The organism is Turicibacter sp. (assembly GCF_017941855.1).
Lineage (GTDB): Bacteria > Bacillota_I > Bacilli_A > MOL361 > Turicibacteraceae > Turicibacter > Turicibacter sanguinis.
Genome location: NZ_JAGAVR010000024.1, coordinates 1 through 24,858 on the forward strand (window position 1 = coordinate 1; position 24,858 = coordinate 24,858).

37 protein-coding genes and 1 tRNA gene are annotated in these 24,858 nt (G+C 34.6%); 23 read left to right on the forward strand and 15 right to left on the reverse strand.

All coding sequences use genetic code 11. From position 1 onward, the window contains the following. Together J6D32_RS03860 and J6D32_RS03865 are read left to right on the forward strand one after the other, a co-directional pair. A partial coding sequence (locus J6D32_RS03860) for an IS3 family transposase (protein WP_195248546.1) occupies positions 1-122 on the forward strand: 122 nt, incomplete at its 5' end. 69 nt (positions 123-191) lie between these two features. Beyond that, entirely contained in the window at positions 192-1,121 is a 930-nt protein-coding gene (locus tag J6D32_RS03865) for an AraC family transcriptional regulator (protein WP_229040252.1), read from the forward strand. Positions 1,122-1,453: 332 nt separating this feature from the next. Here J6D32_RS03865 and pgeF read toward each other — a convergent pair whose 3' ends face one another. After that, positions 1,454-2,269: a peptidoglycan editing factor PgeF gene (gene pgeF, locus J6D32_RS03870; RefSeq protein WP_006785263.1), complete on the reverse strand. Its 816-nt coding sequence runs from the start codon at positions 2,267-2,269 to the stop codon at positions 1,454-1,456. Between the two features lie 254 nt (positions 2,270-2,523). On the opposite strand from pgeF, the gene J6D32_RS03875 reads away from it, so the two are divergent. Then, positions 2,524-3,192, forward strand: a complete 669-nt coding sequence (locus tag J6D32_RS03875) for a potassium channel family protein (RefSeq protein ID WP_006785264.1) — start codon at positions 2,524-2,526, stop codon at positions 3,190-3,192. Between the two features lie 145 nt (positions 3,193-3,337). Then, the gene (locus J6D32_RS03880; protein ID WP_006785265.1) at positions 3,338-3,655 is read left to right on the forward strand and encodes a hypothetical protein; all 318 of its coding nucleotides are present in this window, start codon (positions 3,338-3,340) and stop codon (positions 3,653-3,655) included. 28 nt (positions 3,656-3,683) lie between these two features. Here the strand turns inward: J6D32_RS03880 and J6D32_RS03885 are convergent, their stop codons facing one another. Together J6D32_RS03885 and J6D32_RS03890 are read right to left on the reverse strand one after the other, a co-directional pair. Further along, positions 3,684-4,178: a GNAT family N-acetyltransferase gene (locus J6D32_RS03885; protein WP_006785266.1), complete on the reverse strand. Its 495-nt coding sequence runs from the start codon at positions 4,176-4,178 to the stop codon at positions 3,684-3,686. Between the two features lie 12 nt (positions 4,179-4,190). After that, positions 4,191-4,781, reverse strand: coding sequence for a hypothetical protein (locus J6D32_RS03890; protein ID WP_006785267.1), 591 nt, complete (start codon positions 4,779-4,781; stop codon positions 4,191-4,193). Between the two features lie 502 nt (positions 4,782-5,283). Here J6D32_RS03890 and J6D32_RS03895 point away from each other — a divergent pair. Beyond that, complete coding sequence (locus tag J6D32_RS03895; protein WP_006785268.1) at positions 5,284-5,679, forward strand: GtrA family protein; 396 nt, start codon at positions 5,284-5,286, stop codon at positions 5,677-5,679. A 197-nt stretch (positions 5,680-5,876) separates the two neighbouring features. Then, positions 5,877-6,392, forward strand: coding sequence for a GNAT family N-acetyltransferase (locus tag J6D32_RS03900; RefSeq protein ID WP_155228692.1), 516 nt, complete (start codon positions 5,877-5,879; stop codon positions 6,390-6,392). Between the two features lie 243 nt (positions 6,393-6,635). On the opposite strand, the gene J6D32_RS03905 is transcribed toward J6D32_RS03900, so the two are convergent. From J6D32_RS03905 to J6D32_RS03915, 3 genes are all read right to left on the reverse strand, one after another. Beyond that, the gene (locus tag J6D32_RS03905; protein ID WP_009606924.1) at positions 6,636-7,052 is read right to left on the reverse strand and encodes a hypothetical protein; all 417 of its coding nucleotides are present in this window, start codon (positions 7,050-7,052) and stop codon (positions 6,636-6,638) included. Continuing rightward, positions 7,046-7,252 (reverse strand): helix-turn-helix transcriptional regulator, encoded by a 207-nt coding sequence (locus tag J6D32_RS03910; protein ID WP_009606931.1) that lies wholly within the window; start codon positions 7,250-7,252, stop codon positions 7,046-7,048. The genes J6D32_RS03905 and J6D32_RS03910 overlap by 7 nt, the downstream gene beginning before the upstream one ends. Positions 7,253-7,443: 191 nt before the next feature. After that, positions 7,444-8,727 carry a DUF1002 domain-containing protein gene (locus J6D32_RS03915; protein ID WP_195248740.1) on the reverse strand — a complete coding sequence of 428 codons (1,284 nt, stop codon included), beginning with the start codon at positions 8,725-8,727 and terminating at the stop codon, positions 7,444-7,446. Between the two features lie 272 nt (positions 8,728-8,999). Between J6D32_RS03915 and J6D32_RS03920 the strand changes: the two genes are divergently transcribed. Continuing rightward, positions 9,000-9,125, forward strand: a complete 126-nt coding sequence (locus tag J6D32_RS03920) for a hypothetical protein (RefSeq protein ID WP_006785273.1) — start codon at positions 9,000-9,002, stop codon at positions 9,123-9,125. A 391-nt stretch (positions 9,126-9,516) separates the two neighbouring features. Here the strand turns inward: J6D32_RS03920 and J6D32_RS03925 are convergent, their stop codons facing one another. Then, a complete protein-coding gene (locus J6D32_RS03925; protein WP_040764086.1) occupies positions 9,517-10,206 on the reverse strand; it encodes a hypothetical protein in 690 nt (229 codons plus the stop codon). 386 nt (positions 10,207-10,592) lie between these two features. On the opposite strand from J6D32_RS03925, the gene J6D32_RS03930 reads away from it, so the two are divergent. From J6D32_RS03930 to J6D32_RS03955, 6 genes are all read left to right on the forward strand, one after another. Next, complete coding sequence (locus tag J6D32_RS03930; protein ID WP_267490015.1) at positions 10,593-10,727, forward strand: hypothetical protein; 135 nt, start codon at positions 10,593-10,595, stop codon at positions 10,725-10,727. A 233-nt stretch (positions 10,728-10,960) separates the two neighbouring features. Beyond that, on the forward strand, positions 10,961-11,116 hold the full coding sequence (locus J6D32_RS03935) for a hypothetical protein (protein ID WP_006785274.1): 156 nt from the start codon (positions 10,961-10,963) through the stop codon (positions 11,114-11,116). A gap of 280 nt (positions 11,117-11,396) precedes the next feature. After that, on the forward strand, positions 11,397-11,846 hold the full coding sequence (locus J6D32_RS03940; protein WP_006785275.1) for a GNAT family N-acetyltransferase: 450 nt from the start codon (positions 11,397-11,399) through the stop codon (positions 11,844-11,846). A 1-nt stretch (position 11,847) separates the two neighbouring features. Beyond that, positions 11,848-12,261 (forward strand): bis(5'-nucleosyl)-tetraphosphatase, encoded by a 414-nt coding sequence (locus tag J6D32_RS03945; protein ID WP_009606933.1) that lies wholly within the window; start codon positions 11,848-11,850, stop codon positions 12,259-12,261. A 231-nt stretch (positions 12,262-12,492) separates the two neighbouring features. Beyond that, the gene (locus J6D32_RS03950; RefSeq protein WP_009606928.1) at positions 12,493-13,119 is read left to right on the forward strand and encodes a hypothetical protein; all 627 of its coding nucleotides are present in this window, start codon (positions 12,493-12,495) and stop codon (positions 13,117-13,119) included. 242 nt (positions 13,120-13,361) lie between these two features. After that, on the forward strand, positions 13,362-13,832 hold the full coding sequence (locus J6D32_RS03955) for a hypothetical protein (RefSeq protein ID WP_195944915.1): 471 nt from the start codon (positions 13,362-13,364) through the stop codon (positions 13,830-13,832). Positions 13,833-13,868: 36 nt separating this feature from the next. Here J6D32_RS03955 and rnjA read toward each other — a convergent pair whose 3' ends face one another. Further along, positions 13,869-15,563, reverse strand: coding sequence for a ribonuclease J1 (gene rnjA / locus J6D32_RS03960; RefSeq protein WP_006785279.1), 1,695 nt, complete (start codon positions 15,561-15,563; stop codon positions 13,869-13,871). 318 nt (positions 15,564-15,881) lie between these two features. Here rnjA and J6D32_RS03965 point away from each other — a divergent pair, with 318 nt between their 5' ends. Both J6D32_RS03965 and J6D32_RS03970 read left to right on the forward strand, forming a co-directional pair. Further along, entirely contained in the window at positions 15,882-16,652 is a 771-nt protein-coding gene (locus J6D32_RS03965; RefSeq protein ID WP_129821769.1) for a Cof-type HAD-IIB family hydrolase, read from the forward strand. An 18-nt stretch (positions 16,653-16,670) separates the two neighbouring features. Continuing rightward, positions 16,671-18,014, forward strand: coding sequence for a tetratricopeptide repeat protein (locus J6D32_RS03970; protein ID WP_006785281.1), 1,344 nt, complete (start codon positions 16,671-16,673; stop codon positions 18,012-18,014). A 24-nt stretch (positions 18,015-18,038) separates the two neighbouring features. Here the strand turns inward: J6D32_RS03970 and def are convergent, their stop codons facing one another. The 7 genes from def to J6D32_RS04005 form a co-directional block, all read right to left on the reverse strand. Next, positions 18,039-18,593: a peptide deformylase gene (gene def, locus J6D32_RS03975; protein ID WP_006785282.1), complete on the reverse strand. Its 555-nt coding sequence runs from the start codon at positions 18,591-18,593 to the stop codon at positions 18,039-18,041. A 221-nt stretch (positions 18,594-18,814) separates the two neighbouring features. Continuing rightward, complete coding sequence (locus tag J6D32_RS03980; RefSeq protein ID WP_155224010.1) at positions 18,815-18,904, reverse strand: YjcZ family sporulation protein; 90 nt, start codon at positions 18,902-18,904, stop codon at positions 18,815-18,817. Positions 18,905-19,035: 131 nt separating this feature from the next. Next, positions 19,036-19,242, reverse strand: coding sequence for a hypothetical protein (locus J6D32_RS03985; protein ID WP_006785283.1), 207 nt, complete (start codon positions 19,240-19,242; stop codon positions 19,036-19,038). A gap of 140 nt (positions 19,243-19,382) precedes the next feature. Beyond that, a complete protein-coding gene (locus J6D32_RS03990; protein ID WP_006785284.1) occupies positions 19,383-19,574 on the reverse strand; it encodes a hypothetical protein in 192 nt (63 codons plus the stop codon). 150 nt (positions 19,575-19,724) lie between these two features. Next, positions 19,725-19,892, reverse strand: a complete 168-nt coding sequence (locus J6D32_RS03995; protein ID WP_287467314.1) for a sporulation protein YjcZ — start codon at positions 19,890-19,892, stop codon at positions 19,725-19,727. A gap of 152 nt (positions 19,893-20,044) precedes the next feature. Further along, positions 20,045-20,200, reverse strand: coding sequence for a YjcZ family sporulation protein (locus J6D32_RS04000; RefSeq protein WP_006785286.1), 156 nt, complete (start codon positions 20,198-20,200; stop codon positions 20,045-20,047). A gap of 108 nt (positions 20,201-20,308) precedes the next feature. After that, positions 20,309-20,539 (reverse strand): YjcZ family sporulation protein, encoded by a 231-nt coding sequence (locus tag J6D32_RS04005; protein WP_269146109.1) that lies wholly within the window; start codon positions 20,537-20,539, stop codon positions 20,309-20,311. Positions 20,540-20,715: 176 nt separating this feature from the next. On the opposite strand from J6D32_RS04005, the gene J6D32_RS04010 reads away from it, so the two are divergent. The 8 genes from J6D32_RS04010 to J6D32_RS04045 all read left to right on the forward strand — a co-directional run bounded on the left by J6D32_RS04010 (position 20,716) and on the right by J6D32_RS04045 (position 24,739). Continuing rightward, positions 20,716-22,011: an FtsW/RodA/SpoVE family cell cycle protein gene (locus J6D32_RS04010; protein WP_009607538.1), complete on the forward strand. Its 1,296-nt coding sequence runs from the start codon at positions 20,716-20,718 to the stop codon at positions 22,009-22,011. 144 nt (positions 22,012-22,155) lie between these two features. After that, positions 22,156-22,614: a spore coat protein YlbD gene (ylbD, locus tag J6D32_RS04015; protein ID WP_006785289.1), complete on the forward strand. Its 459-nt coding sequence runs from the start codon at positions 22,156-22,158 to the stop codon at positions 22,612-22,614. Positions 22,615-22,624: 10 nt separating this feature from the next. Further along, complete coding sequence (locus tag J6D32_RS04020; RefSeq protein WP_006785290.1) at positions 22,625-22,846, forward strand: YlbE-like family protein; 222 nt, start codon at positions 22,625-22,627, stop codon at positions 22,844-22,846. A 52-nt stretch (positions 22,847-22,898) separates the two neighbouring features. Next, positions 22,899-23,300 (forward strand): YlbF/YmcA family competence regulator, encoded by a 402-nt coding sequence (locus J6D32_RS04025; protein WP_006785291.1) that lies wholly within the window; start codon positions 22,899-22,901, stop codon positions 23,298-23,300. Between the two features lie 21 nt (positions 23,301-23,321). Beyond that, positions 23,322-23,543: a DUF2129 domain-containing protein gene (locus J6D32_RS04030; protein ID WP_006785292.1), complete on the forward strand. Its 222-nt coding sequence runs from the start codon at positions 23,322-23,324 to the stop codon at positions 23,541-23,543. 116 nt (positions 23,544-23,659) lie between these two features. Next, positions 23,660-23,932 carry a 30S ribosomal protein S16 gene (gene rpsP / locus J6D32_RS04035; RefSeq protein WP_039931066.1) on the forward strand — a complete coding sequence of 91 codons (273 nt, stop codon included), beginning with the start codon at positions 23,660-23,662 and terminating at the stop codon, positions 23,930-23,932. A gap of 14 nt (positions 23,933-23,946) precedes the next feature. Beyond that, complete coding sequence (locus J6D32_RS04040) at positions 23,947-24,189, forward strand: KH domain-containing protein (RefSeq protein WP_237701284.1); 243 nt, start codon at positions 23,947-23,949, stop codon at positions 24,187-24,189. A gap of 473 nt (positions 24,190-24,662) precedes the next feature. Beyond that, positions 24,663-24,739 (forward strand) — tRNA-Arg (locus J6D32_RS04045). Positions 24,740-24,858 lie beyond the last annotated feature (119 nt).

Genomic DNA, 24,858 nt, shown 5'->3' on the forward strand with positions numbered 1-24,858 from the left:
AACAACTAGGTTATGAATTTGCCGACTACGTTAACTGGTATAACAATCATAGGATCCACTCTTCACTGGGATATTTATCCCCAGTTGAATATCGTCAAAATACCCTTAAAAAAGTTGTTTAGTTTAGTGTTGACAATCCAATTATGAATAAATTCATATTAGATAGAAGATACAAGGATTTATTCGAAAGTATGGGGATATCTATAGAAGAATCTTTAAGAAGATCGGAATTGTCTAAGGATCTCTTTGATAACAAAGTCCCTTCAATGACGGTAGAGGAGTACATTAGATTCATGGATACCTTAAAGGAACTAGCGATAGATTCGTCTGCTCCAATAAAAGTAGCTCAAATTGAAAATGTTGAAACAATTTCACCTCCTATTTTTGCAGCTCTTTGTAGTAAAGATGTCTTAACCTGTATGAAAAGAATTTCAATGTATAAAAGGCTAATCGGTCCTTTAGTATTCTTAGTTACCGAGAATAAAGATCATATCACTCTAGAGTTAACGTTTGAAAAAGAAAGATATCAATTACCTGAATTTTCAGTTGCGCTTGAGCTAGTTTTTCTAGTGAACTGTATTAGAAAAGCTACTAAGAAACATATTATTCCACAACAAATTATGACAACATATCGTTTAGATAGTGAGGAGTACACAGAATTTTTTGGAATAAAGCCAACGGTAGGTCCTAAACATATGCTCATCCTGTCCAAGAAGGATGCACTAGAACCATTTGTTTATCAAAATGATATGATGTGGGATTATTTTGAGCCTGAGTTAAAAAGAAGACTTAGTGAGCTAGAAGTAGAAGATAGTTGTGGTGCTAGAGTGAGAAGTGTACTGATCGAGCTATTACCTAGTGCGGAAAATAGTATCGAACAGGTGGCATTAAAACTTGGTTATAGTAAGCGAACACTTCAAAGAAAATTAAAGGAAGAAAATACAACTTTTCAACAGCAACTCAATCATACTCGAGAATTATTAGCGAAACATTATCTGAAAAACTCAGATATGACAAATGAAGATATCGCTTATTTATTAGGATACCAAGATTCAAATTCGTTTATAAGAGCCTTTCAGATGTGGACAGGAGTCACTATTAGTGAATATAGAAAAAAGTAAATAGGGTTAATCATGTTTATTAACTTACGCATAGGTATCAGAAGATAAACCTGATAGTGAGATGAACATCCATTAGATGTAACAACTAAATTTATAAACATGTATGATTTCCTTGAATCATGACTCAGGAAGTAAGAGACATATCGAATATCGTAAAACGGATTAATAGTGTATTAATCAAAATGGTAAAGGAGTCTAGCTTTCAATATTTTGCTCGTCAAATCTTATTACTATCTAACTAGGATATTCAATTCACACATCATTTAGTTGGAGGAAGGGGATTATTAGGCTCTAAAAAAGGGCAACCTCAATAGAGTTCGCCCTTTTTATGATTAATCTTTTAAGCACATGAAGTTCATCATGCGTCCTGTCACTGAATTTTTTCTAAAACTGTAGAATAAATCGCTGTCTGTATAGGTGCAATAAGAGGTCACTGAAATATTTCCAGCAGGAACTCCTTCATGCAACGCTTGCTTATAGTTGAGCAATTTCGGGTCAAACTTATATTGGCCTCTACCTAGCTCAACAAACGTTTCTTCAACGTTAGCAACACATGATTTCTTCACTTCATCAATTACCGTATCATCAACACGGTAAGCATCGCGACCGATACATGGTCCAATGGTTACGAAGATTTCCTCAGGTTTGATTCCTTCCACATCCTTTAATGTGCGAAGCATTTCATGCATCATTCCATCAACTGTTCCACGCCATCCTGCATGTGCAACCCCGATTAAATGACGAGTTGGAACGTAGAAATAAAGCGGAGTACAATCTGCATAAAACGTTGCTAAGACCACATTTGATTCCGTTGTATAAAGTCCATCTGTTGCCTTAATTCCAGATTCAAAACTGTGGACTCCAGCCCCTAAATCAGCGCTCGTCACCTTATGAACATTCGTCGTGTGTAATTGCTCTGCAAATACCCATTGCTCAAGGGGAGCTTGAATGGCCTCTGCAACAAGTCGTCGGTTGTTTAACACGGCCGTTGGCTCATCTCCAACATGATACGCAATGTTTAAACCTTGGAAGGCCCCAACAGAAGTTCCATCTTGTAGCGTGGTAAACCCTGCAATCAAATTAGAATCCTGATTCATCCATGGTTCAATAAATAATAGATTGTCTTTTTTAATAAACGGTTCTTTCATTCTTTTCACCTCATGCTTATTATAACAGACACTTCATTAAAAGATGTAACAAATTTCTAACGGATGATCGTCATTCAACGTTGAATCCATAAAGTTTCTTTATCAAAAAGAGTTAAATTATATAAGGTTACATTTTTTTTGGATGTAGACGATTGTTTTTAAACGTGTTAAAATAAATCATGAAACTTTAACACATAATAAAGTTTAAAAAAAGTCATCGTGAGATGCCTGACAATAATAAAGAGGGATTTTGTATGGAAAAGAAAGATACAACATTCGCCGTCATTGGTTGTGGCCAATTTGGTGGAAGTGTCGTTGAAGAATTAGCTCGTCAAGGAGCAGATGTTATCGCCATTGATAACAATGAAGAAGTGATTAAAAAATATGTTAATATTGCAACACAAGCCATCATTTTAGATTCAACAGACGAAGAAGCCTTAAGAAGTATCGGAATTCGTAACATTGACCATGTTATCGTAGGAATTGGACAAAATATCCAAGCCAGTATTTTAACAGCCTTATTATTAAAAGAAATTGGCGTAAATAAAGTAACGGTAAAAGTGGTAAATGATTACCATAAAAAAGTTATTTTAAAAATCGGTGCTGATTCAGTCATTCAACCTGAAAAAGATACAGGAAAACGTCTAGCACATCAAATGTTATCAGACTTCGTACTCGATTACTTAGTGCTATCAGACAATTATAGTATCGTTGAATTATTAGCAGCGGGGCCAATTGTTGGGCAAACCTTAATCGATTTAAATATTCCACAACGTTTTGGCATCAATATTGCAGCCATTAAACGTCGTGATAACATTGTTGTACCTCAAGCGAACACAGAAGTCAAAGAAGGCGACGTGTTACTTGTCATTGGAGAAAACAAAGACATCAGTGAATTTGATCACTGGTTATTAAATAGTTAATCAGAGCCAATTTTGGCTCTTTTTTTTTGTATCAATCGATAATTCATTAATTTCTATACGTGATATAATGAAGTTAAAAAGGTAAAGAGGAGTTGGATGATAAAAGGTGGTATGATCACAAAGATTCGTGAGAGGGCGGAGTTTAATGTATGAATTTTTAGAGGGGCATGGGTTAATACAGATGATTTTATTAATCTTATTTATAGGCTTACAATTTAAATTATCTTTAAAAAAAGATGGGAAGCAAGGGAGTATTATTTTATGGTTGATGGGAATTTTAATGGTACTTCAAACGACAAGCCAAAGTATTAATCAAAAAGAACTCTTAAATTATTATAGTGGGATTGACGTCATCGTAGATTTCTTTATTGAAGCCAAGTTATACACGATTTCATTGATGATTTTAGGATTCATTCATTGTATCTGCCGAATTAAAGTCATCAGTAAACAAAGTGATCATTAAAAGGGTCAAGCAAAAATGCTTGGCCCTTTTAGTATGTTTTCTCTAAGATATATTGACATGCATCATCCTTCATTGGATTTTCAATTTTGACAAGATGGAATCCACATTTGTTGACATAAAAATGATGGTTACGCTTAGAGAAGCCCGGAGTATCGGTACACCACTTCAGGGTATTTGGATATTGTTTCTCAATAAAGTTCCAAATTTTCAAACCGATTCCCTTATTTTGAAGGCTAGGATCAATAAAGATATTTCCTAAGAAATGAATATTTGTGTCGTGATTAAGCCATAGAATGATGCTCCCAATCGGTTTTCCATCCATTGAAATTTTATAAGACGTTGAATTAGGATGAAGCCCAAAGCGACGAAGGAAATCTCCGTTATCATAACCAGCAGGTCCACCCTTCGGTTTATTTAGATGAATTCGTGTATCCTCGTCAAATGCGCGTTCCATGATAGGGGTTAAAATAGTAAGATCAGTTTCATGTAAGATCTCAAATGATAAATTTTCGAATTGTTTCATTTTCATACTCCTTTAGTCTGAATAAGGCTGAAGTGATAATTTAATTAAAATAACCGACTCCCCGACGTTGAAGAACTCGTCTAAATTAACCTCATCTAGCGGAATGCCTATTGGAATATTGGTTGCAATAGAACCTCCATTATTAGCATAATAGATATAAAGTTCTGTTCCAAGTGGGAGAGCCATGGGTTCACTGAAAAAAGCTTGTGAATACTGCGTCAAATCTTCCTCAATTTTGAGACTTCCACTTGCCATCATTCCATCTTTTCCTGACAACACACGGATTTGATTGCCTTGAAAATTGAGACCAATCGTCTCATCAACAGAACGTCCGGCTGGTTCAGGTTCACTCATTCCAAAAAATTGATACTCTTTGACTAATTCTTTTTGCTCATACACTTCATAAGTTAATGAAAGCTCATATCCATCATGAGCAGGCAAATGATTTAACGAATATAATAATACTTTATGACCGGTCAGACTTAATAAATACTCTTCTTTCTCAGATAAAGTTTGAGGAACTAATTCAGTTGTATGGGTTTGACATCCCATTAAAGTAAGGATACAACTCAATACAAGACAACTTCCTAAAAATTTTTTCATTTATATCTCCTCCCATTCTATGCTTATTGTATCATGAAAAATACATTTCTAATTAATTACAATTTATTAGAACGGATTTTGATAATGATTTATTTCCCACTGTTTCGAATCTCTTTGTAAATCTAAAATGATTAAATAGACGCCCCGTTTTAAACTTCAAACGATCGTCTCATATCAAATCTAAGTTTCAGTAGGTTAGACGCTAATCTGGCTAATAGTCCTTTTAAATTTAAAACAGAGCTTTGTTGCTAATAACAAAGCAGTCAGGCGACCTTATCAGCATGACATAAAGGGAATCTAATCATTGATGACCATTTATTTGAACCAGCATATGCCATGAATTTCTGCATATATATAAGTCTAGATAAGTTTTTAATAGGTTAGAAACCTTTAGCTAGACTATAGAATGTCTATTTGGGAGTAGGAATACAGTCGCAAAAATACCTACTAACTTAGTTTATTTTTTTAATTCTGTAAATAGTGGTAAGCAGGGGGCATAGTTATGCAGTTCATTAAAGAAGTAATCAGAAAGTATTTCATTAAATTTGGATTAGTTGGTTTTGTGAACACAATGATTCAACAAGTCATTTATATTTTCTTAGTTTTCAAAGGACGACAATTTATTGGGGCACAGACGTATAGTTTCACGGTAGCACTTTTTTGCTCTTATATTTTAAATAGTCATTTTACGTACGTGATGCCCTTATCGTTCAAACAATTTTTTCATTTTTTTATGGCAAATTTACCGACTTACCTCATCCAGATTCTAACGCTTGTTATTTTAGTAGAAGGATTAGGGGCACCGCGAATAATGGCCTTATTTTTAACACTCTCTGTCACTCCGTTTACTTTTTTACTCGTTTCATTTAGTATGCTTAAAGCAAAGGGAGAGGGATAAAATAAGAAAGAATAGTAAAGATAGTACATCAGTTGATGTGCTATTTTTATTGAATTCATTTCGTTTATCACGACCCTAAAGGGGAATCAGTTGGATAATTTTTGCCATTATTTTATGGATGAAACTTGTTAACTCTTTAAAATGGGTGATATGATAGGAAAAAGACAAATGATTAAGAAGTTAAAAGGAGAATGACGATGAAGTTTAGAAAATCAACGGAAGCTGATCTTGATTCGATTATGGAAATTATCAAACAGGCACAGGCTTACTTTAAAGCAAATGGCATTGATCAATGGCAAAATAATTACCCGAATCTAAGTACGATAAGCCATGACATCGCTCATGGTCATAGCCACATTCTAATCAAAGATAATCAAGTGGTGGCAACGGCCGCGATTTCTTTCGATGGTGAGAAAAATTATAACCAAATTGAAGCGGGAAGCTGGCTAACGGATGGGGATTATGCAGTGATACATCGAATAGCTGTAGACAACCGTTATAAAGGAACAGGCCTCTCATCAGACATCATTAAGGAAGTCGAGCAACTTTGTTTAGAAAAAGGTGTTCACAGTATTAAAGTCGATACGCATCAGGATAATAAATCCATGCAAAAATTACTTCAAAAAAATAATTTCACGTCTTGTGGCATCATTTATGTGGAGGATGGAAGTCCTCGAATTGCGTTTGAAAAAGTATTAGGTGAGAACATCTAACAAATGAATCGAATGAAAAGACTGAGTTAGCTTTTTGACGGGATGTCCAAAACAACTAGAAGAATCAGTTGAAGATAATTAAAGGTAGGCAGATAAACATTAAATTTCTCAATGTAAATAAAGAAGTCATCTGCATCTGAATCCATCCTTAGAAATCATCGTTAAAAGAAGCGTGGAATCGATGATCATGATGTCGATGATGGAATCAAAGAAAAAGAACCTGCGTGTGCAGGTTCTTTTTTATTACAATTCCTTATCGTATTTCGTCATGAGATAGAGTCCGATACCAACATGAAGTGCTGAAAGAGCACAACAAATCAGCGTAATCCAAAGCGAACCATCCACTAAAATATTAATCCAAGCCACCCCTAACACACACCAGCTTGTAATATCGCCAGCTTTTGCTTTCGCTTTGTCGCGAATCATGACACTGCGTTCATCTTTAAACTCGATTTCATTTTGTTTAACAATTTCAGGATTTTTGTGTTCATAAGAAATCATATAAAGTTGAGCAACACTTAAACCGAATAACCCTGATCCAATTCCAATCAAGATGCCAGAGATCGTCTTAAACGCTTCATCTTGCATAAAAAATCCAAGTGTCACTAATAGTATTCCAACAATCATTCCGGCAATCCAAACAGCCTGTTTTTTTAACATTCTGACTCCTCCTCATAAATAAAAATCTCTTCAATAGTTAAACCAAAATAACGGGCAATCTTAAAAGCTAACACAATAGAGGGATTGTATCTTCCCTTTTCAAGTGAGCTGATCGTTTGACGGGATACCTCAAGAATAGTGGCCAATTCTTCTTGATTTATTCCACGTGCTTTTCGAAGTTCTTCTAATCGATTTTTCACATCGCAACTCCTTTCTGTTTTTGATGTAAAGTTAACTTTACATTCATAGTATATGTGATTTGAATAATAATGTAAAGTTAACTTTACAAAAAAGAGATTCTGAAAACCTTTTGAGATGAAAGGAGAGGAAATAAATGTGAGGAATTAAAAAAAGTGATGAATGGAAAGTCCAATTCATCACTTTTTTACTATTATTCTTGAACAGTTTGTGTCTCCTCTGTTGCTTGATTGACTAGTTCAGATGCTTCATCTGATTCTGTATTTGGTGTTGCCTCAGCATCTGATGTGGGTTCTTCTGCCGGAGTTTCCTCTGTTACCATTTCTGAATCTGCTGTATTTTCTTCTGTTACTGGCATCTCAATTGCTTCATCGGTTGTCTCTGATTTTTCTGACTCAGGAGCCACGACTTCTTCAGCTTGAGGGGCATCTGTCTCTTCTGTTGATTCAACCTCATCGGTTGTTTCTAATGACTCATTAGTTTCAGGAACGATTGCATCTGTTGGGGCTGTTTCATTTCCACCTGTAAATAACCCTTTAATCCAGTTTACGAAATTTTTAAATAAATCAACAAACCAATCACCGATTTTTTCAAAGAAACCAGATTCTTTTAACTTAATTCCCGCTTCTTTTAAGCTTTCAGAAATTTTATCACCGATATTGTTCATCGTTTCCTCAATATCTTTGTAATCAATATTTAAATCATTCACGTCTTCCATCAAACTTAACACACGAGCATTTGCTTCTTCACTTAATTCAACACCATAATTGTTCGTGACATTAATGATAATTTCTTGAATTTGTGTTGAGTTAGGAGAATCCTTGATGACTTGTTGCTTAATATCATTGATAATTCCAGATGCAACATTTGATGAATCTCCTGATGAGTTAATTTCATTCGTTTCATCCTTTAAAATCTCGTCAGCGATATCGAGTGTTGTATCGATCTCCTCTTTAGCGACCACTTTATTCTCTTCTGATAAAGCTTCACCCATAATTTCCTCGGCTCCAGCTAAAATTCCTGCTAAGGCAGACTCGCCCGTTACCATAAATGGAGCAGATACATTAACTTCAGCATTTGTAATACCAGACGTAATTAACGCATTTGTAAACATTTCGTTCGTTACTAAACTGACGTTTTTTGATGTAACCTGAACACCGCCACCACTTGTTAACTTTACATAGGCAGATGAGTACCATCCCCCTGTATAATTATCTAATGCGTTAGGAGCTAAACCTAGTTGCTCGATTGCTGTTGCATTATCAACATAAATGGCCGGCATATCGGCAGATACACCAAAATACTCGCGTAATGCGGCTTCTTCTTTTTTATTTAAATTTGAACCGAAAGATAAAATTTCGCCTTGGCGATACTCACCACTAAATGAGGTTCCAGCGAAAACAGTCGTCGATGCTCCGAATCCTGCAAAAACAGCTAAAGTTAATACCGCTTTTTTAAATAAACCTTTTTTTATCATAACTTCAATCCTCTATCTTCTCTATAATTTTTATGTGATTCATTTACTAGACTCTAATGATCTCCCCCTGACTCTTCCAAAATTAACGTTATTTTACCATATATCAATTCAGAAAGAAATAGACATCCAGTGTCTAAAACCTTAAGATTTTCTTAAGATAGAGTAGGGACTACATTCATTTTGAGCTATATGATGAAAAATAAAATTGAATTGTTAATATTTGGTTTTTGATTTAAAATGAACTTAATAACAAAAGAGAGAGGGGAGATACCATGTCGGAGACCATGGCCTTATTGATACAATTGGCTGTTATCGGAGTCTTACTGATTCCATTCGTTTATTTATTTAGACTGACGGTTAAAGTATTAAAAGCAAATATTAATAAAAATTCTAAATAGCACCATCAATCTATTTTAATAGGGGAGTACAATAAAACTAGAATCATATAGCAGAGAAATGCTCGTCCTACTGTTAATTATGACATGTTTAATGAGGGAAAATGTTGAGAAAATAAAACAAAAATTAAAGGTTGTGATTTTAGTTGTAGCTACCATCACTTTTTGAGGGAGTTTTCCGGACATAAAAAAATAGAACTCAATCATTGACGGATAAGCTCTATTTTTTAGTTTTAAAGTTGTATTTTATAACAGCGATACGTATCAATGGGTTTAAATCCAACTCTTAAAGTAGCTTCAATTTGTGTAGGAGTTTCTTCATCGACAAAGAAGAGCACATAGTCTAGGGATGGATTGAGACAATCCTCTAAAGACACCGAAAGTAAGTCAAGTTCTAAACCTTGGTTTTGATAGGCTTGATTAAGTGAAAGCCCAAAAATTTCATATTCCACGCTATTACATCTAATAAATAGACTTCCAACAATGGAATCCTGCTCAACACCCACATAAATCTTCCATAAATCAAGATGTTCAAAAATTCGTTTGCTATTCCAGTACAGATTTGGATGATGTGTATCATGGAAGATAGCATACTCGCATAACGTTCCTTAGGTAATGGAATCACTTCATGATGAGGCGTAATAGACATGAAATCCTCTTTTTGAAGTTTCATCGTCACACAGGCATCCAAAAGTTCAGCCTGAATACTTTCTAAGTAAGAAATTGCCACCTGATTTTCAATAGGATAACCAAAAAATAATTCGAAATTTAAATAATGATCGCGAAGATAATCAATAAACTTTGAGGCAACTCGATTAAAATCACGTTTTGCAAAAATTCCCCCTAATGATTGGAGATATAAATCCTGTGACTTTACTTGTAAAGTTAAAACACCTATCAGCTCCTGATCCTCGATATAGGCTAAAATCTTGTCTTCGTTATCATTTAACGATTTAGAAAATCGTTCATAAAGGTCACCAAAATCTTTATATTTTGGAAAACTACACGTCTCTTGCTGACGTTCAAATTCCCAGGCAAATCGAGCCACTTCTGTTAGTAAATCCTCTTTAATTTCAATAATCATCTTTGTTCCTCGTTCCTTTTAAGATTAAAAATGACACGTCGAATCGGATCATAAATAATTCCCCTCCAATAGATGTCAGATCTTAATTATACCTAAACTATGACATGATTTCCTTATTTTTACAAATTATAGTATATAATTAAACTATTAAAAAGGAAGGTTGAGGTTTATTCTTAGTTTCAGTATCTGAACTAGGAGAAATCATGACTTTTCCAAGTCATTAGTGATGAAATAGGAAAAGATTTCAGGGACTGATGGGAAATCAAAGCGGGTTTGCCATTTTAGTTACAATAATCGTTGAAGCTTTATTAGTTGTTTAAATAAGTGGAAAAGGCTGAAAATTAATGGCCCAATCTAAGTTAGTCTGAATCAGAGAGGAGTTCAACATGGAAATTTATATCATGCCATCTGCAAATATGATGATCGGACAAGTTATCTCACTTATAGTGATAATCTCGGTTATTTATTTATATGTTTTATTAGTTAGAGCATTGAGAATTTATATTAAGAAACATTCGTAGATATAAAAGGCTCTTCTCTTACTAGGATCATTTGCAACAGCCTGTTTAGATGGATTGTGAGTGATGGTTACGAACGTAAAACAGACAAGAACGTAATTATGGATGAGATTAGTAGTTTTAACTTTTGCCTTACGACAGAAATTTTCTATTGATACAAAAAATAGGACTAAGGCCTTTAGCCTAAGCTATTTATGACATCAAAATCAATGATTTCTAATTAAAGGAGTGAAAAAATGACGAAAGAACTCATCATTGATATTCTCATCGCTATCTGTATTGCCGGAGTTACCCTAGCTGGAATCCTATATTTTTTATCCTATGATTCATACGATAAAGACGTCGATCGGCGACTAAAAGAAAGTGAGAGAAAAAACGAAAAAGGGAAGTGAAATCTGTCTCGATACACAGAGGATATCAAGCCGCTTAAATCTCTTAGCCGTGACATCATGGAGGTCTAAATGACAGACATTTAGTACTTTTGTTTTGAGTAAGAGCATGATGATAGGTGAAACCCTTCAACAGACATGCCTTGGAAGTTTTGATGTTGATGACTTATCCTAAATCTCATCGGGGCTATGATTGGGTTTACCTACTACAAAGGAATCACAAAAATTAACTTAATGTCACCAATCAAGAATCAGATTGAATCCCAACAATAAGGAGAAATAAATGGAAATTAGAAAACTGACAATTCAGGATGAATATTATAATAAAACGATTGAAATGGCCAACCACTGTTCATGGGGAGCAGGGCCCCATTTAGCTAGACGAATGAAAGGGCAACAATTTTCAGACTTCGAATGCCCTTTTGTAGCTATAGAAAAAGGAGAAGTCGTAGGATATTGCACGCTAACCAAAACAGATTTCATTCCAAACTGTCCTTATACTCCCTGGATCGGATTTGTCTTTGTCGATGAACATCATCGTGGAAAAAGAATTAGCCAACAAATGATTCAACACGTCCTCGAATATGCTAAACAACAAGGATTTAAAAAAGTCTATCTTTCAACCGAAGAAGAAAATCTTTACGAAAAATACGGCTTTGTTTACATCGATACCTTAAAAAGTGATGCCGGAACAATGGAAACCATCCTAATGTATGATGTAGCGGGAGAATAAGATGAGTATTGAAAAATCATGTGGGATCATGGTTTATCATTCATTAGAAAAAGAACAAAAATTTTTACTACTTCAAAGTCGAATCAATAATCATTGGAGCTTTCCAAAAGGACATATGGAAATAGGGGAGACCGAAAAAGAGACAGCTATTCGCGAAGTATTCGAGGAAACAGGTTTACCCCTATCAGTAGTAGAGGGGTTCAAAACGTCTTGTCACTACAAATTGGAAAATGGTAACCTTAAAGAAGTTATTTTCTTCTTAGGAGAAGCAACAGAGGCATCTGTTCAAATCCAAGTCGTTGAAATCATGGATTATAAATGGCTCAACCAAGAAGAAGCCATTATGCAATTAACATTTGAAAATGTAAAATTGATTTTAAAAGAAGCCATTCAATTTATAAACGAAAAAAAATAACGTCATTTCTTTGTAAATCACAGTATTTTTTAAAAACAGGAATAAACAAACTTTTATCCGATTGAATGTTTCAAGGAGATAATTTACAAAAAATGATAAAATACATGAATATGATGTATAAAAAAGGTAAAAAATATATCTTGAACACAAAAAATACAAGTTTATGATAACGGTTGTGATATACTTGTTCCATTATCAAAATTTAAGAAAAACTTAAGTGAGGGATAAAGCATGAACTTTAAAAAAATTGGATTAATGCTTTCAGCATTACTTGTGACAGTCGGATTAGCAGGATGTAGCGGGTCAAAATTACCAGAAGGTGATGTTAAGATCGTTAAACAAGATATCAATGGAGTAATCGGATTATTATTAGAATCAGCTGATTATGGACAAGACCAAAGTACAGTTGCTTCCATGGTATTACCAGAAGGATCATCATATGATATCAACCTAAGTGTTGAACAATATGAGAATGGACAATTAGTGAATACATTAGAATTACCGACATATACAACCGCAACAATGGATAAAAACGGAATCGTTCACATGATTTTAAACATCGGTGAAAGCGACATTAAAACTATCTACTCAATTGCAGAAGTGGATACAGAAAAAACAACAGATAGCAAAAACCCACAATATAAAGTGACAAAAATGAATGAAGCACCGATGACATTCGATGCACGTACAGAGATTGGTCAATACGGTGGTGACTTAAATACACCAGTTGCGCTTGCAGGATATGTAACATTCAAAGAGGGTGGAACACAAGAAGGAATCAACTTAACATCATACACGGATGAAGTAGGGAACTACGCCTCAGCAAACATTGTTAAAGTAAACATTGTTCAAAAATAATAGAAAAGAGGAACCCATTATGGGTTCCTCTTTTTTACTTTTCGTGAAGAGCACACAATTAAGCTAGTTGACAATCACAGATGAATGAAGCACCCACTTTGGCTACTTCCTAATCAAAACCAAAAAAATAACAGCTGAAGTTGTTAGTCCATAAAAAAATGACTCTAAATCAAACATTTAATAGAAAAAATATGTTACATTAAAATTAAAGAGAAGGAAGTGAAAGTAAAGGAGAGATTACGATGAAAAAATTAAGAATCATCCTCGTTTTCCTGTGCTTATTAATAGCATTATCTGGCTGTCAAACCTCAACTAAAACACAAACAGCCAATGAATTTGTACAACAATTTATAACGGACTTTTTAACTTTTAAATACGATGAAAAAACAGAACAAAGAGAGGCCTACAATCAGTTAAGTGAAAAAATAGCACCATACTTTACTAAAGACTGCTACCTATTTTTTACACAACAGAACTATGGCGTCATCCCCATTCAAGCCGCAGAGAAATATCAATCTGATATCACTGTAAAAGATATTCACTTAGAAGAATCATTTCATGAAGACAAAACAGTGGGGTATAACGTAGAGGTTAGCCTAGAGTTACCAGATGAGGTTGCCAATGTCAATCTGACACTTAGCATTCGTGAGCATCATGATACGTTTGAAATATACGCCATCAAATTTTTCAAAATTGATGAATCATTGCAATAAAAAATCGTAGGGATTTTATTCCCTACGATTTTTTTATTAAATCTCCATAATGATTGGTAAAATCATTGGACGACGTTGAGTTTTACTAAATAAGAATGGAGCTACTACATCAGAAATGGCAGACTTCAACTCTTCAGTTGAAACATGCTTAGATGTTTGAAGTTTATGTAACACAATCTCGCGAACTGCAATCTCAGTATTTTTAATTAAATCCTCAGATTCCTTCATATAAACAAATCCACGAGAGACCACATTTGGTCCATTTAATAAACGTTTTTCAGCGCGTTTAATTGAAACGGCAACAATGACAAGACCATCTTCAGATAAAATCTTACGATCACGAATAATCTCAGTTCCAACATCGCCAATCCCGCTACTATCCGTATAAATCGTTCCCGAATGAATACGACCTGAAACGCGTGCTCCGTGTTGATTAAAGGCTAACACATCACCATTATTAAGTACGAAGCAATTTTCTTCCGGAACTCCACATTGCACCCCAAGTTCAGCATGAATACTTAACATACGGTACTCACCGTGAATCGGTAAGAAATATTTTGGACGCATTAAATTAAGCATTAACTTTAGCTCTTCTTGTCCAGCATGTCCAGATGTATGAATATCCGTTAAAGGACTATGCGTAATAACCTCAGCACCCGCACGATACAACGCATTAATCGTCTTACCAACACTTAACGCATTTCCTGGAATCGGTGAAGAAGAGAAAATCACCGTATCACCTGGAATAATTTGAATCTGACGATGTGTTCCATTTGCAATACGAGAAAGCGCCGCTAAAGGCTCACCTTGAGATCCTGTACATAAAATGGTAACCTCATTTTGTGGTAAATGCTTCACCTCATTTGCCGATACAAACGTATCCTCAGGGCAATGAATATACCCATATTCTAAACCAATTTTAATTGTGGCTTCCATACTACGACCGAAAATCGCAATCTTACGATTTGTTGCCACACACGCCTCCACAATTTGTTGGACACGGTGAACGTTAGAAGCAAATGTCGCAATAATAATACGACCGTCAATCTTCTTGAAGATATCGCCTAAGCTTTCCCCAACTCGACGCTCAGAAATCGTGAAAATAGGTAATTCACTGTTCGTACTATCAGATAAAAGACATAAAACGCCTTCTTCCCCTAAACGAGCCATCTTAGCATACTCAGCTGGTGGTCCAATTGGTGTGAAATCGAACTTGAAGTCACCTGTATGAACGATAATTCCATGAGGTGTTTTGATTGCAATCCCATAAGAATCCGGAATACTATGATTCGTACGGAAGAACTCAAACGTAAAATGCTTTGATTTAATCACCGTATCAGAATTAAACTCGACAATGTTGGCTTGACGTAATAGCTTACGTTCTTCTAACTTATTTTTAATTAAACCAATCGCTAATTTACCAGCATAGATTTTAGGAATTTTTAATTGACGAAGTAAAAATGGAATCCCACCAATATGATCCTCATGACCGTGGGTAATAAATAAACCTACAATTTTATCTTGATTCTCAATTAAATATTGATAATCTGGAATGACATAATCCACTCCAAGTAAATAATCTTCTGGGAACTTGATCCCCGCATCGATAATACAAATCTCATCGCGGTACTGAACACAGTACATATTTTTTCCGATTTCACCTAATCCGCCTAGAGCGAAAACAGCCACATCATTCGGCTTAATCGGCGAACTTTTTTTGCGTTGACTCATAAGACACGCCCTTTCCTATAATAATTCATTACAATTCAAAAAAAACAATCCATTTTACACTCGTTTATAATTCCTCAAAACGTTTCTGGTCCTTAACATATTCTGGACATCATGCTAACATTATAACATGAGTTTCAAAAAAGGTCGAAAAAATATTTATAAAAATAAATTCTATTAAAGTCCATAACCAACATCTTTTATTATACCATTACATCGAGGGAATATAACAGATTAGGACTTGAATTTATGTAATAAATTTACTATGATGAATGAAATAACAAAAAAATTAGACATAATAAGATAAAGGAAGTGAAAGTGATGGAAAAAAGCTTAATTTTATTTGATATAGATGGCACGATTCTTAAGAGCGAAACGAATCAAATACCGAGTAGCACCATTCTAGCTATTCAAAAACTTCAACAAGCCGGACATGATCTCGGTATCGCAACAGGCCGTGCCTTATTCTTAGTGGATGAGCGCCTTAAACAACTCCCATTCAATACCTTTGTGACAGCAAATGGGCAACATATTACACATAAAGGCGAAGTCATCTATGAAAATGCCATTCCTACAAACGTCATCGACGAATTCATCGAAGATGCCAAAAACCTAAACCAAGTCATTGGACTATTAACCGCTAATCGCGCTACTGTCACTGGAAATAACGAAATCGTTCAAGAATCCTTCAAGCGCGTTTCAATCGACTTCCCAGAAATCTTACCTAACCTACATAAAGAAGAACCGATTTTACAAGCGTGGTATTTCTGTGAAGACTTTGCACAGTTGCCAAAAAAATACAAAGAACATCTACGCTTTATTCCTTGGCTAAACTTTGGAGCTGACATTGTACCAGTGAATGGTTCAAAAGCCGAAGGAATTAAAGCTTTAATCGAATATATGGAACAAAAACCGGAAAAAGTAATCGCCTTTGGAGATGGATATAATGACATCGAAATGCTACAACTAGCCGACATTGGCGTGGCCATGGGGAATGCCTCAGACGAAGTCAAATCATACGCTGATTTCATCACAAAATCAATTGATGAAGATGGCATCTACTATGCCTGTGAACAACTGGGATTATTTTAAAAGAGGGGAGTGGGCTAGATGCCAAATACACAGCCAAATCCATTAGCATACATCGAACAACTACTCGATGACAAACAATTTCAAGAAGCTGAAAGCCTTCTGCTAGAACAACTAGAACGAAAACAAAACCTAGCGGCCGTCTATAATGCCCTTGGTATCATTGCCATTGAACATTATCAAGATTATAAACTAGCTGAGCAAAACTATCGTTTAGCTCTTGATTATAACGATACATCAGCAACCATTCATTTTAATCTGGCCATCCTTTATGACCAATTTCTAAACAACCCACATCAGGCACTCAAGCATTATCAAAAAGCTATCGAATATGATGATCATTATATCGATGCCTATCTAAATCTAGTGGAACTTTGCATTGATCTTGAAGAAAACGTCGAACTTGCTTACGAATACTCTAAAAAAGTAGAGAGCCTCGACTCAACCAATGCCAGAAACTTAAATAACATCGGATGCATCCTCATTAAGTACAAAAACGACCCAGAACGTGCGGTTGATTACTTTGAAAAAGCAGTGACCTTTGCCAAAAATAAAACAACTTCACTTGCTAATCTAGCTGATGCCTATGTCAAAATTGAATGCTATGATGCCGCGCGAGAAGCCTACGAAGAAGTTCTCAAACTCGACCCAGAAAATGCTCTCGTTTGCCACAACTTTGCCTACATCTTGCGTCATCACTTCCAAGAATATGACGCGGCCATCAAATACTACGAACGTGCCATCGAACTTGACCCCAAAGCTCTCATCTCCTACCAAGGACTTCGAGGACTTTACTCCCTCGATCTTCACGAACCTAAAAAAGGAGTCGAGGTTCTCGTCAAAGCCTTACAATACTTTGACAACGATGAAAGCCTAACATTAGAAATCGCCAATATCTACGACTTCGAATTAGACGATTATGAATCAGCGATCACTTATTATAAAAAAGTCCTTGAGATTAATCCTAATAATCTCTTAGCACTTAACGCTTTATCGTACCTAAATGTTGAAATCCTCAAAAACTACGATGCAGCCCTAGAATATTACCTCAAAATCCTAGAAATCGATGATCAGACACCAAGTACCTATGTTAACATCGGTCATCTGTATTTTTACCATCTATCAAACTTCAAAGAGGCGCTTGAATATTACAATAAAGCTCACCAACTCATCAAATCTCGTCAGTTACCAGTCAAATATGCTGGTGAACTTTATTTTAATATGGGAGCCTTACATGAAAACTACCTAAATGATGAACATCATGCTATTCAATTTTATGAAAGAGCCGTATCGATGGGACGAGATCCAAAAGCTGAGAAAAAACTCATCTCCTTTTATGCCAAAACAAAAGAAAAAGTACATTAAAAAAAGACCGATTTCGGTCTTTTTTTAGAATTCTAATGGTTTAGCATTCGCAATCGGTGCTAAAGGCTGTTTTGGATCAATATGATCGATGAATAAGTGACCATTTAAGTGATCAATTTCATGTTGGAACACAATTGAAACATAGTCACGTAAACGGAATTTGATCTTTTCACCTTTTAAATTATATCCCTCAACCGTAATACGACGGTAACGAGGAACGAAGCCTTCGACTTCACGATCAACTGATAAACACCCTTCACCCATAGGTAAATAAGTGATTTCCTCAGAGTAACTCACAATCTTTGGATTTGCTAAGGCAAGAGAATAAAGTTTTCCTTTTTCATCTTCAGTATGAACAGCAATAATACGTTTATCTAAATTTAACTGAGGAGCCGCAAGTCCAACACTTTCACGCAATTGATACTTCTTAGCAACCTCAGGTGTTTGACTATTAATAATGAATTGTAACATATCTTTCATTAACTGAACATCTTCTTTGCTTAATGGAATCGCGACCTCACTAGCTACCTTAGACAACGTTGGATGTCCCTCGCGAATAATGTCTTTCATCGTGATCATTAAAAACCCTCCATTCTAACTAAACCATATTATATCAAACAAATACAAATTTGGCTAATAGGACAAAAAGGTAATTTTTAAAACTCGATTCAATTGATGACGGAAACAGACGAAATCCTCACATCAGAGAGAGTTGATAATAAAAAAGATGCTATTTGCAAGCAAATAACATCTCTTCTTACACGATTATCTTAAGCCTGGTAATATTTTAATAACTGTACTTATCTAAAGCAGCAGCATCCGATGATAACAAGTAAGATAAATAATACTAATAAGAAAGCAAATCCATTTCCACAACTTTCACCACACATCACTAATCCCTCCTTAGATTCATGACTTAATATATATTACGCTTTTTTACCATTTTGGTTATTAATTTTTTAAATTTAGAAGCTAAAGATTCAACTTTAGCTTTCTATATTATATAGTCGCTATTTAGTGACTAACATCCAAAGCATCCCCCGCCGCAACCATTGCCGCATCCAAAGCAACCGCAACCACAGACAATAATTAGGATAAATAAGACAAGAATGAATGCACATAAGCATCCCCCAAATCCGCAACCACAACCACCACCATAGCCTCCTGCAACAGGTACTACAGGCATACATGGTTGAGGATAGCCGTATCCTGCGCCATTGTAATACATCATGATTTCCTCCTTTTTCTATCAGGCTCAGTATATAATACGCAAAAAATAATAAAGTGTTATTGTAAACAAGCCCATCGCTAGAAAAAATACATAAAAAAACGGCTCAATTTGAGCCGTCTAAATATCGACTGTTTTTATTAGCAGTCACAATCGTTTGAGCATCCTCCGCCAAACCCGAATCCGCCACATCCACAGATAATTGCTAATAAGATGAATAAGACAAGGATAAATGCAAATCCTCCGCAACCACAACCAGCACCGAATCCAGCATTAGCATTATAAGCAGGTACACATGGTGTACAGTAGTTATTATATCCATAATTATACATTTTATATTCCCCTTTCATTCTTGAACCTCAATATATATTACGTTAAAGTGCCTGAATGGTTAATGAATTGATGAAAAAAATAAAATTATTTTAGAAAGGAAAAAAGAGATCTTCTAATGAAGATCCCTTCAAATAAATTTGCTACTTTAATTAACAACCGCAAGAGTTGTTTCCACCAAATCCAAATCCACCACAGCTACAAATAATAGCTAATAAGATGAATAAAACAAGAATGAATGTGAAACCACCGCAACCACTACTTTGTTGAACACAAGGTGTATAGCAATTATACCCATAATTATATCCATAATTATACATTTTATATTCCCCTTTCATACTTGAAGCTCAATATATAGTACGTTAAAAGGTCTGAATGGTTAATGAATCGATGCTAAAAAATAAAATTATTTTATAAACGAAAAAAGAGACCTTCTCAAGAAGATCTCTTTAAAATTAGCTTGCTACTTTAATTAACAACCGCAAGAGTTGTTTCCACCAAATCCAAATCCACCACAGCTACAAATAATAGCTAATAAGATGAATAAAACAAGAATGAATGCGAAACCACCGCAACCACTACTTTGTTGAACACAAGGTGTATAGCAATTATATCCATAATTATACATTATTATTTCCTCCTTCAGTTTGAAACTTCAATATATCATATGTAGTTTAAGAAGAATAGTTAATCGTTTTTCTTCTTATTTATGAATCAGTTTACAAGGGATTTTCAATTAGCAGTCACATCCAAAACCGCTATTATTTCCACCACCGAAGCCATGACTACATCCGATGATTACTAATAAAATAAATAAGACGAGAATAAGAGCGAAGTTATTACTACATCCACTACCAGTACTGTAAACCGGCATAGGATAAGCAACGGGTGCATACCCACCATAACCGTATCCACTTGCATAACCACCATAACTATAGTTGTTTCCTGTTCCGTAATTGTACATCATTTATCCCTCCTTCATTCCTGATTACACTGTATTATACGTAAAATGACGAACTTGGTTCATGCAAAGGGATAGATAAAATTATAAATATCCTAAAACTATCAGTTTGGTTTACCTATTAAAACATGGTAAAATAGTAATACATTGAATTTTTTTCTATATTATAGAGGAGAGCTAATATGAAGTTTAAAGGTAAAGTTAAGAAACAGAAAAAGAAGTTTACTTTCAAACCCATGATAGAGCGGGCACAAAAGTTAGATAAAGTGGTTTTAATTCTTGTGTTTGCCTTATTTGGAATTGGATTACTGATGATATATAGCATAACGAGTATTTCAATTTATAATGGAGCAGCGGATGATACATTGTTTTTTGTTAAAAAAACAGTAGTAAGTGGAGTTATTGGGATTGTTGGAATGATATTCTTAGCCTTAATCCCGTATAATGTATTGAAATTTTTTGCTTTTTTAGCAACAGTACTTTGTCCTCCGATTTTAATCTTTACTTTGATATTTGGTAAAGGTTCAGGAGCTTCCAATGTAAGAAGTTGGATTAAAATTGGTCCTTTATCCATTCAACCAGCTGAGTTTGTCAAATTAGGTGTCATATTGGCTCTAGCATGGTTTATTACATACAGTATCAAACAAAATAAATATCATCTAAGGTCTTTTAAGAATATCGGAACGATAGAAAATTTCCAAGGATTTTTAGTTAATGGTATAAAGTATTTATCAAATAGTTTTTTAAGGGTATTACTTTATTTAGGATTTTGTACAGGCTTAGTTTTAATCCAGCCAGACTTAGGTTCAGCTCTGATTATCTTTGGAATTGGTGTCATTATATTTATGTGTAGTGGAATTGATTTTAAAGTCATTATGACACTTATTGGGATGGCTTTATTAATTATTATTCCATTAATTCTAAGTTTAAAGGATTATCAGATGGATCGATTTTATATTTGGTGGGATCCATTTAATCATGATAATGGACTTCAAAATGTCATGGGGTACACGGCCATTGCACTTGGAGGATTGTTTGGAGTAGGGATTGGTAATAGTACACAAAAATATGGTTATGTAATCGAGCCCCATACCGATATGATCAGTACGATTTTAATTGAAGAGTTGGGAGTTGTTACAATTTTATTAATCATGGTGGCGTATTTAGTCATTGTAGCTCGCTGTTTCTTAACCGCGTTTAAATGTAAGGATTTATTTGGTTCTTTAGTTTGTATCGGTGTCGGTGCCATGTTTTTATTACAGCCGGTTATTAATTTAGGGGGAGCTAGTGGAACCATTCCACTAACCGGGGTGACGCTTCCGTTTATTAGTTATGGAGGAACTAGTTTAATGGTATTGTTCTTCACTATCGGTGTTTATCTAAATGTTAGAATTGAAATGCTCTCAAAATTGAAAACTGAGCAAAGTAATGCAACCGTTACCGAATTATTAAAAACAAATATTATTCCCTTTAAATAGTCTAAGTCTCAGTCACATACTGAGACTTTTTTTCATATAATAGAAAAGATAAAGGCGATTGTTCATATAAATTAGGAAAATTAGTCACCAATGGGGTGGACATTGCCTATAATATAGTGACTAATTGTAGCGAGGTGAGAGAAAGTGGACAGTCAATTAGATGAATTTAAAAGCTTCGTACGTAAATATCCTGGATTAAAAAATGATGTTCGAAGTGGAAAAGCAACATGGCAGTCAATCTATGAGGAATGGTACTTGTATGGAGAAGATGATAGCCAATGGGAAAAATACAAAGAAGTTACACAAGAAAGTAATCAAAGCGCGCCAGCTACGGATAAGACAAAAAGTGAAACGAAATCAACAACTACATCTAATAGTAGCTCTGCAACACTATCGGGGACAGAAATGATGGCTCAAGCATTTCAGTATCTTCAAAAAATGGATATGAATAAAGTTCAACAAACCATGACGACCGTACAGAAATTTATTCAACTTTTCCAAACGATGCAAGGTGGTAAGGGAGCCGGTACGGCTGCAGGATTAGGAGCAGCAGCTAGTCAAAAACAATCATTCCCTGGTTTATTCTCAAAATTTGATGATTAGGTGATGGAATATGGACGTAATGTACCAAATTGTTAATAATATTGAACAAAGAGACTATATTAGAATGTATCCATTCTGGTATAAAGAATTAAACAGAAATCCTGAAAGATATCAAGACTTTGTGAACGAAATTGAAACGTTAAAAAAACAAGCAACGCCTTCGCGTTTACAAAAATTTGAACAACAACTTAACTTTGCACAACTGATGTTGAAGATGTTCTCTAGTAAGTAAAATGATTAGTCATCTGAATTTGGTTATGATATAATTAGGAAGGTGATGAAAAATGTTAAATACTAGTGAATATCTTGAATTATCTGAACTGTTAGTGGAAGAAATTATCTCACTACCAGTAAGTAAAAGATATAAAGAACTACAACATGAAATAGATAAAAGCCCTGAAATTAAAACTTTAGTTTCAAAATTTGAAAAAGCAAAATCGGCATATGAAGATGTTCAACGCTATGGTTCTAAACATCATCCTGATTATAAAGAGGTTACACAACAACTCATAGATGCTAAATCAAGTTTATTTCAACATACAGTCATAAAGGAATTTAAAAATTGTGAAAAAGAAATCCAAGAGATTTTAAATCAGATCGCTGTATATATGGAAAATTCGATTAAAGTAGACTACCCTAAAAAAGGTTCTTCTTGTGGATGTAGTGGTGGGAGTTGTTCACATTAATACTTTTAGGAGGAGAAATCATTGGATCAAAGACGCATTCAGATTATTGTTTATACGAAAAAGTCGAGTGTTCAACAAAAGATGTCTCAGTTTGGACATGTTGTCTATATCTCTAAAAAAATGAACTATGTTTGTCTTTATGTTAATGAATCACAAAAAGATAATATTGTCAGTAAAATCAAAAACCTTCACGGAGTACAAAAAGTAGAAGTAGGACCTGAGGGATTAGATGCAATAAAATAAAATTAAAGTGTTAAGTAAAAATGCTTGACACTTTTTTTTGTTCTTGCTATAATTTGAATTGTCGTGTTAAGGAAAAATACTTAACAGTATAATTTTGAAAATAATTGGAGGAATATATAATGGTAAAATTACGTTTAACTCGTATGGGTTCTAAGAAAAAACCTTTCTACCGTATCGTAGCATCTACATCAACTAGTCCACGTGACGGACGTTTCATCGAAGTAATCGGAACTTACAATCCAGTTGCTCAACCAGCTATCGTTTCAATCGATGAAGAATTAGCAATGAAATGGTTACGTAACGGAGCTCAACCAACTGATACAGTTCGTGCTTTATTCTCAGCTGAAGGAATCTTAACAAAATTCCACAACGAAAAATACGCTAAATAATTATGGAAGCATCGGTGAACTATATTTCATTAATTGAAAATTTGATTCGCCCGCTCATTCAACATCAAGAAGATCTACGTATAAAAGAGTTTCCTAGTGAAGATGAATACATTCTCTTTCAAGTTATGGTTAATAAGGAAGATATAGGACGTGTTATCGGTAAACAAGGTAAAACAGCAAATGCGATTCGCACAATTGCATATGCAGCGGGATCAAAGAATAGAAAAAAAATAAGAATTAATATCGATTCTTATTGATGATAAAGGTATGTCACTAGGCATGCCTTTTTTATTTTTTTAACAATGGATTAATTTGAAAAGCTCCCACACCTAAAATAAAGGTTTGCTATATATATTGAGTGAAAGGGAGGAATGGAAATGAAAAAAATATGTCAGGGTTTGAAATTTCGAAAGCAAATGTGTATGAAATATTAGGATTAATGTTAATCATAGAATTGATTAAGTGATTAGATAAGATTAATTTTTTGAGTACAATACATGTGAAGAAGTAAATAAATTGGTTGAACACTAGATTGATTTTATCGATGAAACTGAATTATTTAAAAACTATTAAAAGAATGTATAAATAGATAAAAACAGGGAAAACTAACTAGTGTAGTGCTAAAATAACATTAGTTAGAATTTTTTATTAAATAATGATTGACGTAGTTCGACAAGTAGTGTATTATAAGTGAGTACCAAATAACACGGTAAGCAACAAAAGTAAATAAGCGCCCATAGCTCAATTGGATAGAGCGTTTGACTACGGATCAAAAGGTTAGGGGTTCGACTCCTCTTGGGCGCGCCATAAAAAAACTTCAAAAAAGTGTTTGACAGAAAGAGTTAAACATGATAAGATAATCAAGTCGCTGAAACAAGTGACAAAGAAGTTCTTTGAAAACTAAACAGAACGTCAACAAACATTAC

Coding starts and splice junctions, on each gene's coding strand:
- J6D32_RS04010 (WP_009607538.1), top strand. CDS start 20,716: ATGAAGTTTAAAGGTAAAGTTAAGAAACAGAAAAAGAAGTTTACTTTC.
- J6D32_RS03930 (WP_267490015.1), top strand. CDS start 10,593: ATGGAAATTTATATCATGCCATCTGCAAATATGATGATCGGACAAGTT.
- rnjA (WP_006785279.1), bottom strand. CDS start 15,563: ATGAGTCAACGCAAAAAAAGTTCGCCGATTAAGCCGAATGATGTGGCT.
- J6D32_RS03880 (WP_006785265.1), top strand. CDS start 3,338: ATGTATGAATTTTTAGAGGGGCATGGGTTAATACAGATGATTTTATTA.
- def (WP_006785282.1), bottom strand. CDS start 18,593: ATGATCACGATGAAAGACATTATTCGCGAGGGACATCCAACGTTGTCT.
- J6D32_RS03970 (WP_006785281.1), top strand. CDS start 16,671: ATGCCAAATACACAGCCAAATCCATTAGCATACATCGAACAACTACTC.
- J6D32_RS03955 (WP_195944915.1), top strand. CDS start 13,362: ATGAAAAAATTAAGAATCATCCTCGTTTTCCTGTGCTTATTAATAGCA.
- J6D32_RS04005 (WP_269146109.1), bottom strand. CDS start 20,539: ATGATGTACAATTACGGAACAGGAAACAACTATAGTTATGGTGGTTAT.
- J6D32_RS03935 (WP_006785274.1), top strand. CDS start 10,961: ATGACGAAAGAACTCATCATTGATATTCTCATCGCTATCTGTATTGCC.
- J6D32_RS03940 (WP_006785275.1), top strand. CDS start 11,397: ATGGAAATTAGAAAACTGACAATTCAGGATGAATATTATAATAAAACG.
- J6D32_RS03875 (WP_006785264.1), top strand. CDS start 2,524: ATGGAAAAGAAAGATACAACATTCGCCGTCATTGGTTGTGGCCAATTT.
- J6D32_RS03925 (WP_040764086.1), bottom strand. CDS start 10,206: ATGATTATTGAAATTAAAGAGGATTTACTAACAGAAGTGGCTCGATTT.
- J6D32_RS03995 (WP_287467314.1), bottom strand. CDS start 19,892: ATGTATAATTATGGATATAATTATGGGTATAATTGCTATACACCTTGT.
- J6D32_RS03900 (WP_155228692.1), top strand. CDS start 5,877: ATGAAGTTTAGAAAATCAACGGAAGCTGATCTTGATTCGATTATGGAA.
- J6D32_RS04020 (WP_006785290.1), top strand. CDS start 22,625: ATGGACGTAATGTACCAAATTGTTAATAATATTGAACAAAGAGACTAT.
- J6D32_RS03950 (WP_009606928.1), top strand. CDS start 12,493: ATGAACTTTAAAAAAATTGGATTAATGCTTTCAGCATTACTTGTGACA.
- pgeF (WP_006785263.1), bottom strand. CDS start 2,269: ATGAAAGAACCGTTTATTAAAAAAGACAATCTATTATTTATTGAACCA.
- J6D32_RS03990 (WP_006785284.1), bottom strand. CDS start 19,574: ATGTATAATTATGGATATAATAACTACTGTACACCATGTGTACCTGCT.
- J6D32_RS03865 (WP_229040252.1), top strand. CDS start 192: ATGGGGATATCTATAGAAGAATCTTTAAGAAGATCGGAATTGTCTAAG.
- J6D32_RS03885 (WP_006785266.1), bottom strand. CDS start 4,178: ATGAAACAATTCGAAAATTTATCATTTGAGATCTTACATGAAACTGAT.
- J6D32_RS03890 (WP_006785267.1), bottom strand. CDS start 4,781: ATGAAAAAATTTTTAGGAAGTTGTCTTGTATTGAGTTGTATCCTTACT.
- J6D32_RS03920 (WP_006785273.1), top strand. CDS start 9,000: ATGTCGGAGACCATGGCCTTATTGATACAATTGGCTGTTATCGGAGTC.
- J6D32_RS04025 (WP_006785291.1), top strand. CDS start 22,899: ATGTTAAATACTAGTGAATATCTTGAATTATCTGAACTGTTAGTGGAA.
- J6D32_RS03895 (WP_006785268.1), top strand. CDS start 5,284: ATGCAGTTCATTAAAGAAGTAATCAGAAAGTATTTCATTAAATTTGGA.
- J6D32_RS03980 (WP_155224010.1), bottom strand. CDS start 18,904: ATGTGTGGTGAAAGTTGTGGAAATGGATTTGCTTTCTTATTAGTATTA.
- J6D32_RS03985 (WP_006785283.1), bottom strand. CDS start 19,242: ATGTATTACAATGGCGCAGGATACGGCTATCCTCAACCATGTATGCCT.
- J6D32_RS03905 (WP_009606924.1), bottom strand. CDS start 7,052: ATGTTAAAAAAACAGGCTGTTTGGATTGCCGGAATGATTGTTGGAATA.
- J6D32_RS03915 (WP_195248740.1), bottom strand. CDS start 8,727: ATGATAAAAAAAGGTTTATTTAAAAAAGCGGTATTAACTTTAGCTGTT.
- J6D32_RS03945 (WP_009606933.1), top strand. CDS start 11,848: ATGAGTATTGAAAAATCATGTGGGATCATGGTTTATCATTCATTAGAA.
- J6D32_RS03965 (WP_129821769.1), top strand. CDS start 15,882: ATGGAAAAAAGCTTAATTTTATTTGATATAGATGGCACGATTCTTAAG.
- J6D32_RS04000 (WP_006785286.1), bottom strand. CDS start 20,200: ATGTATAATTATGGATATAATTGCTATACACCTTGTGTTCAACAAAGT.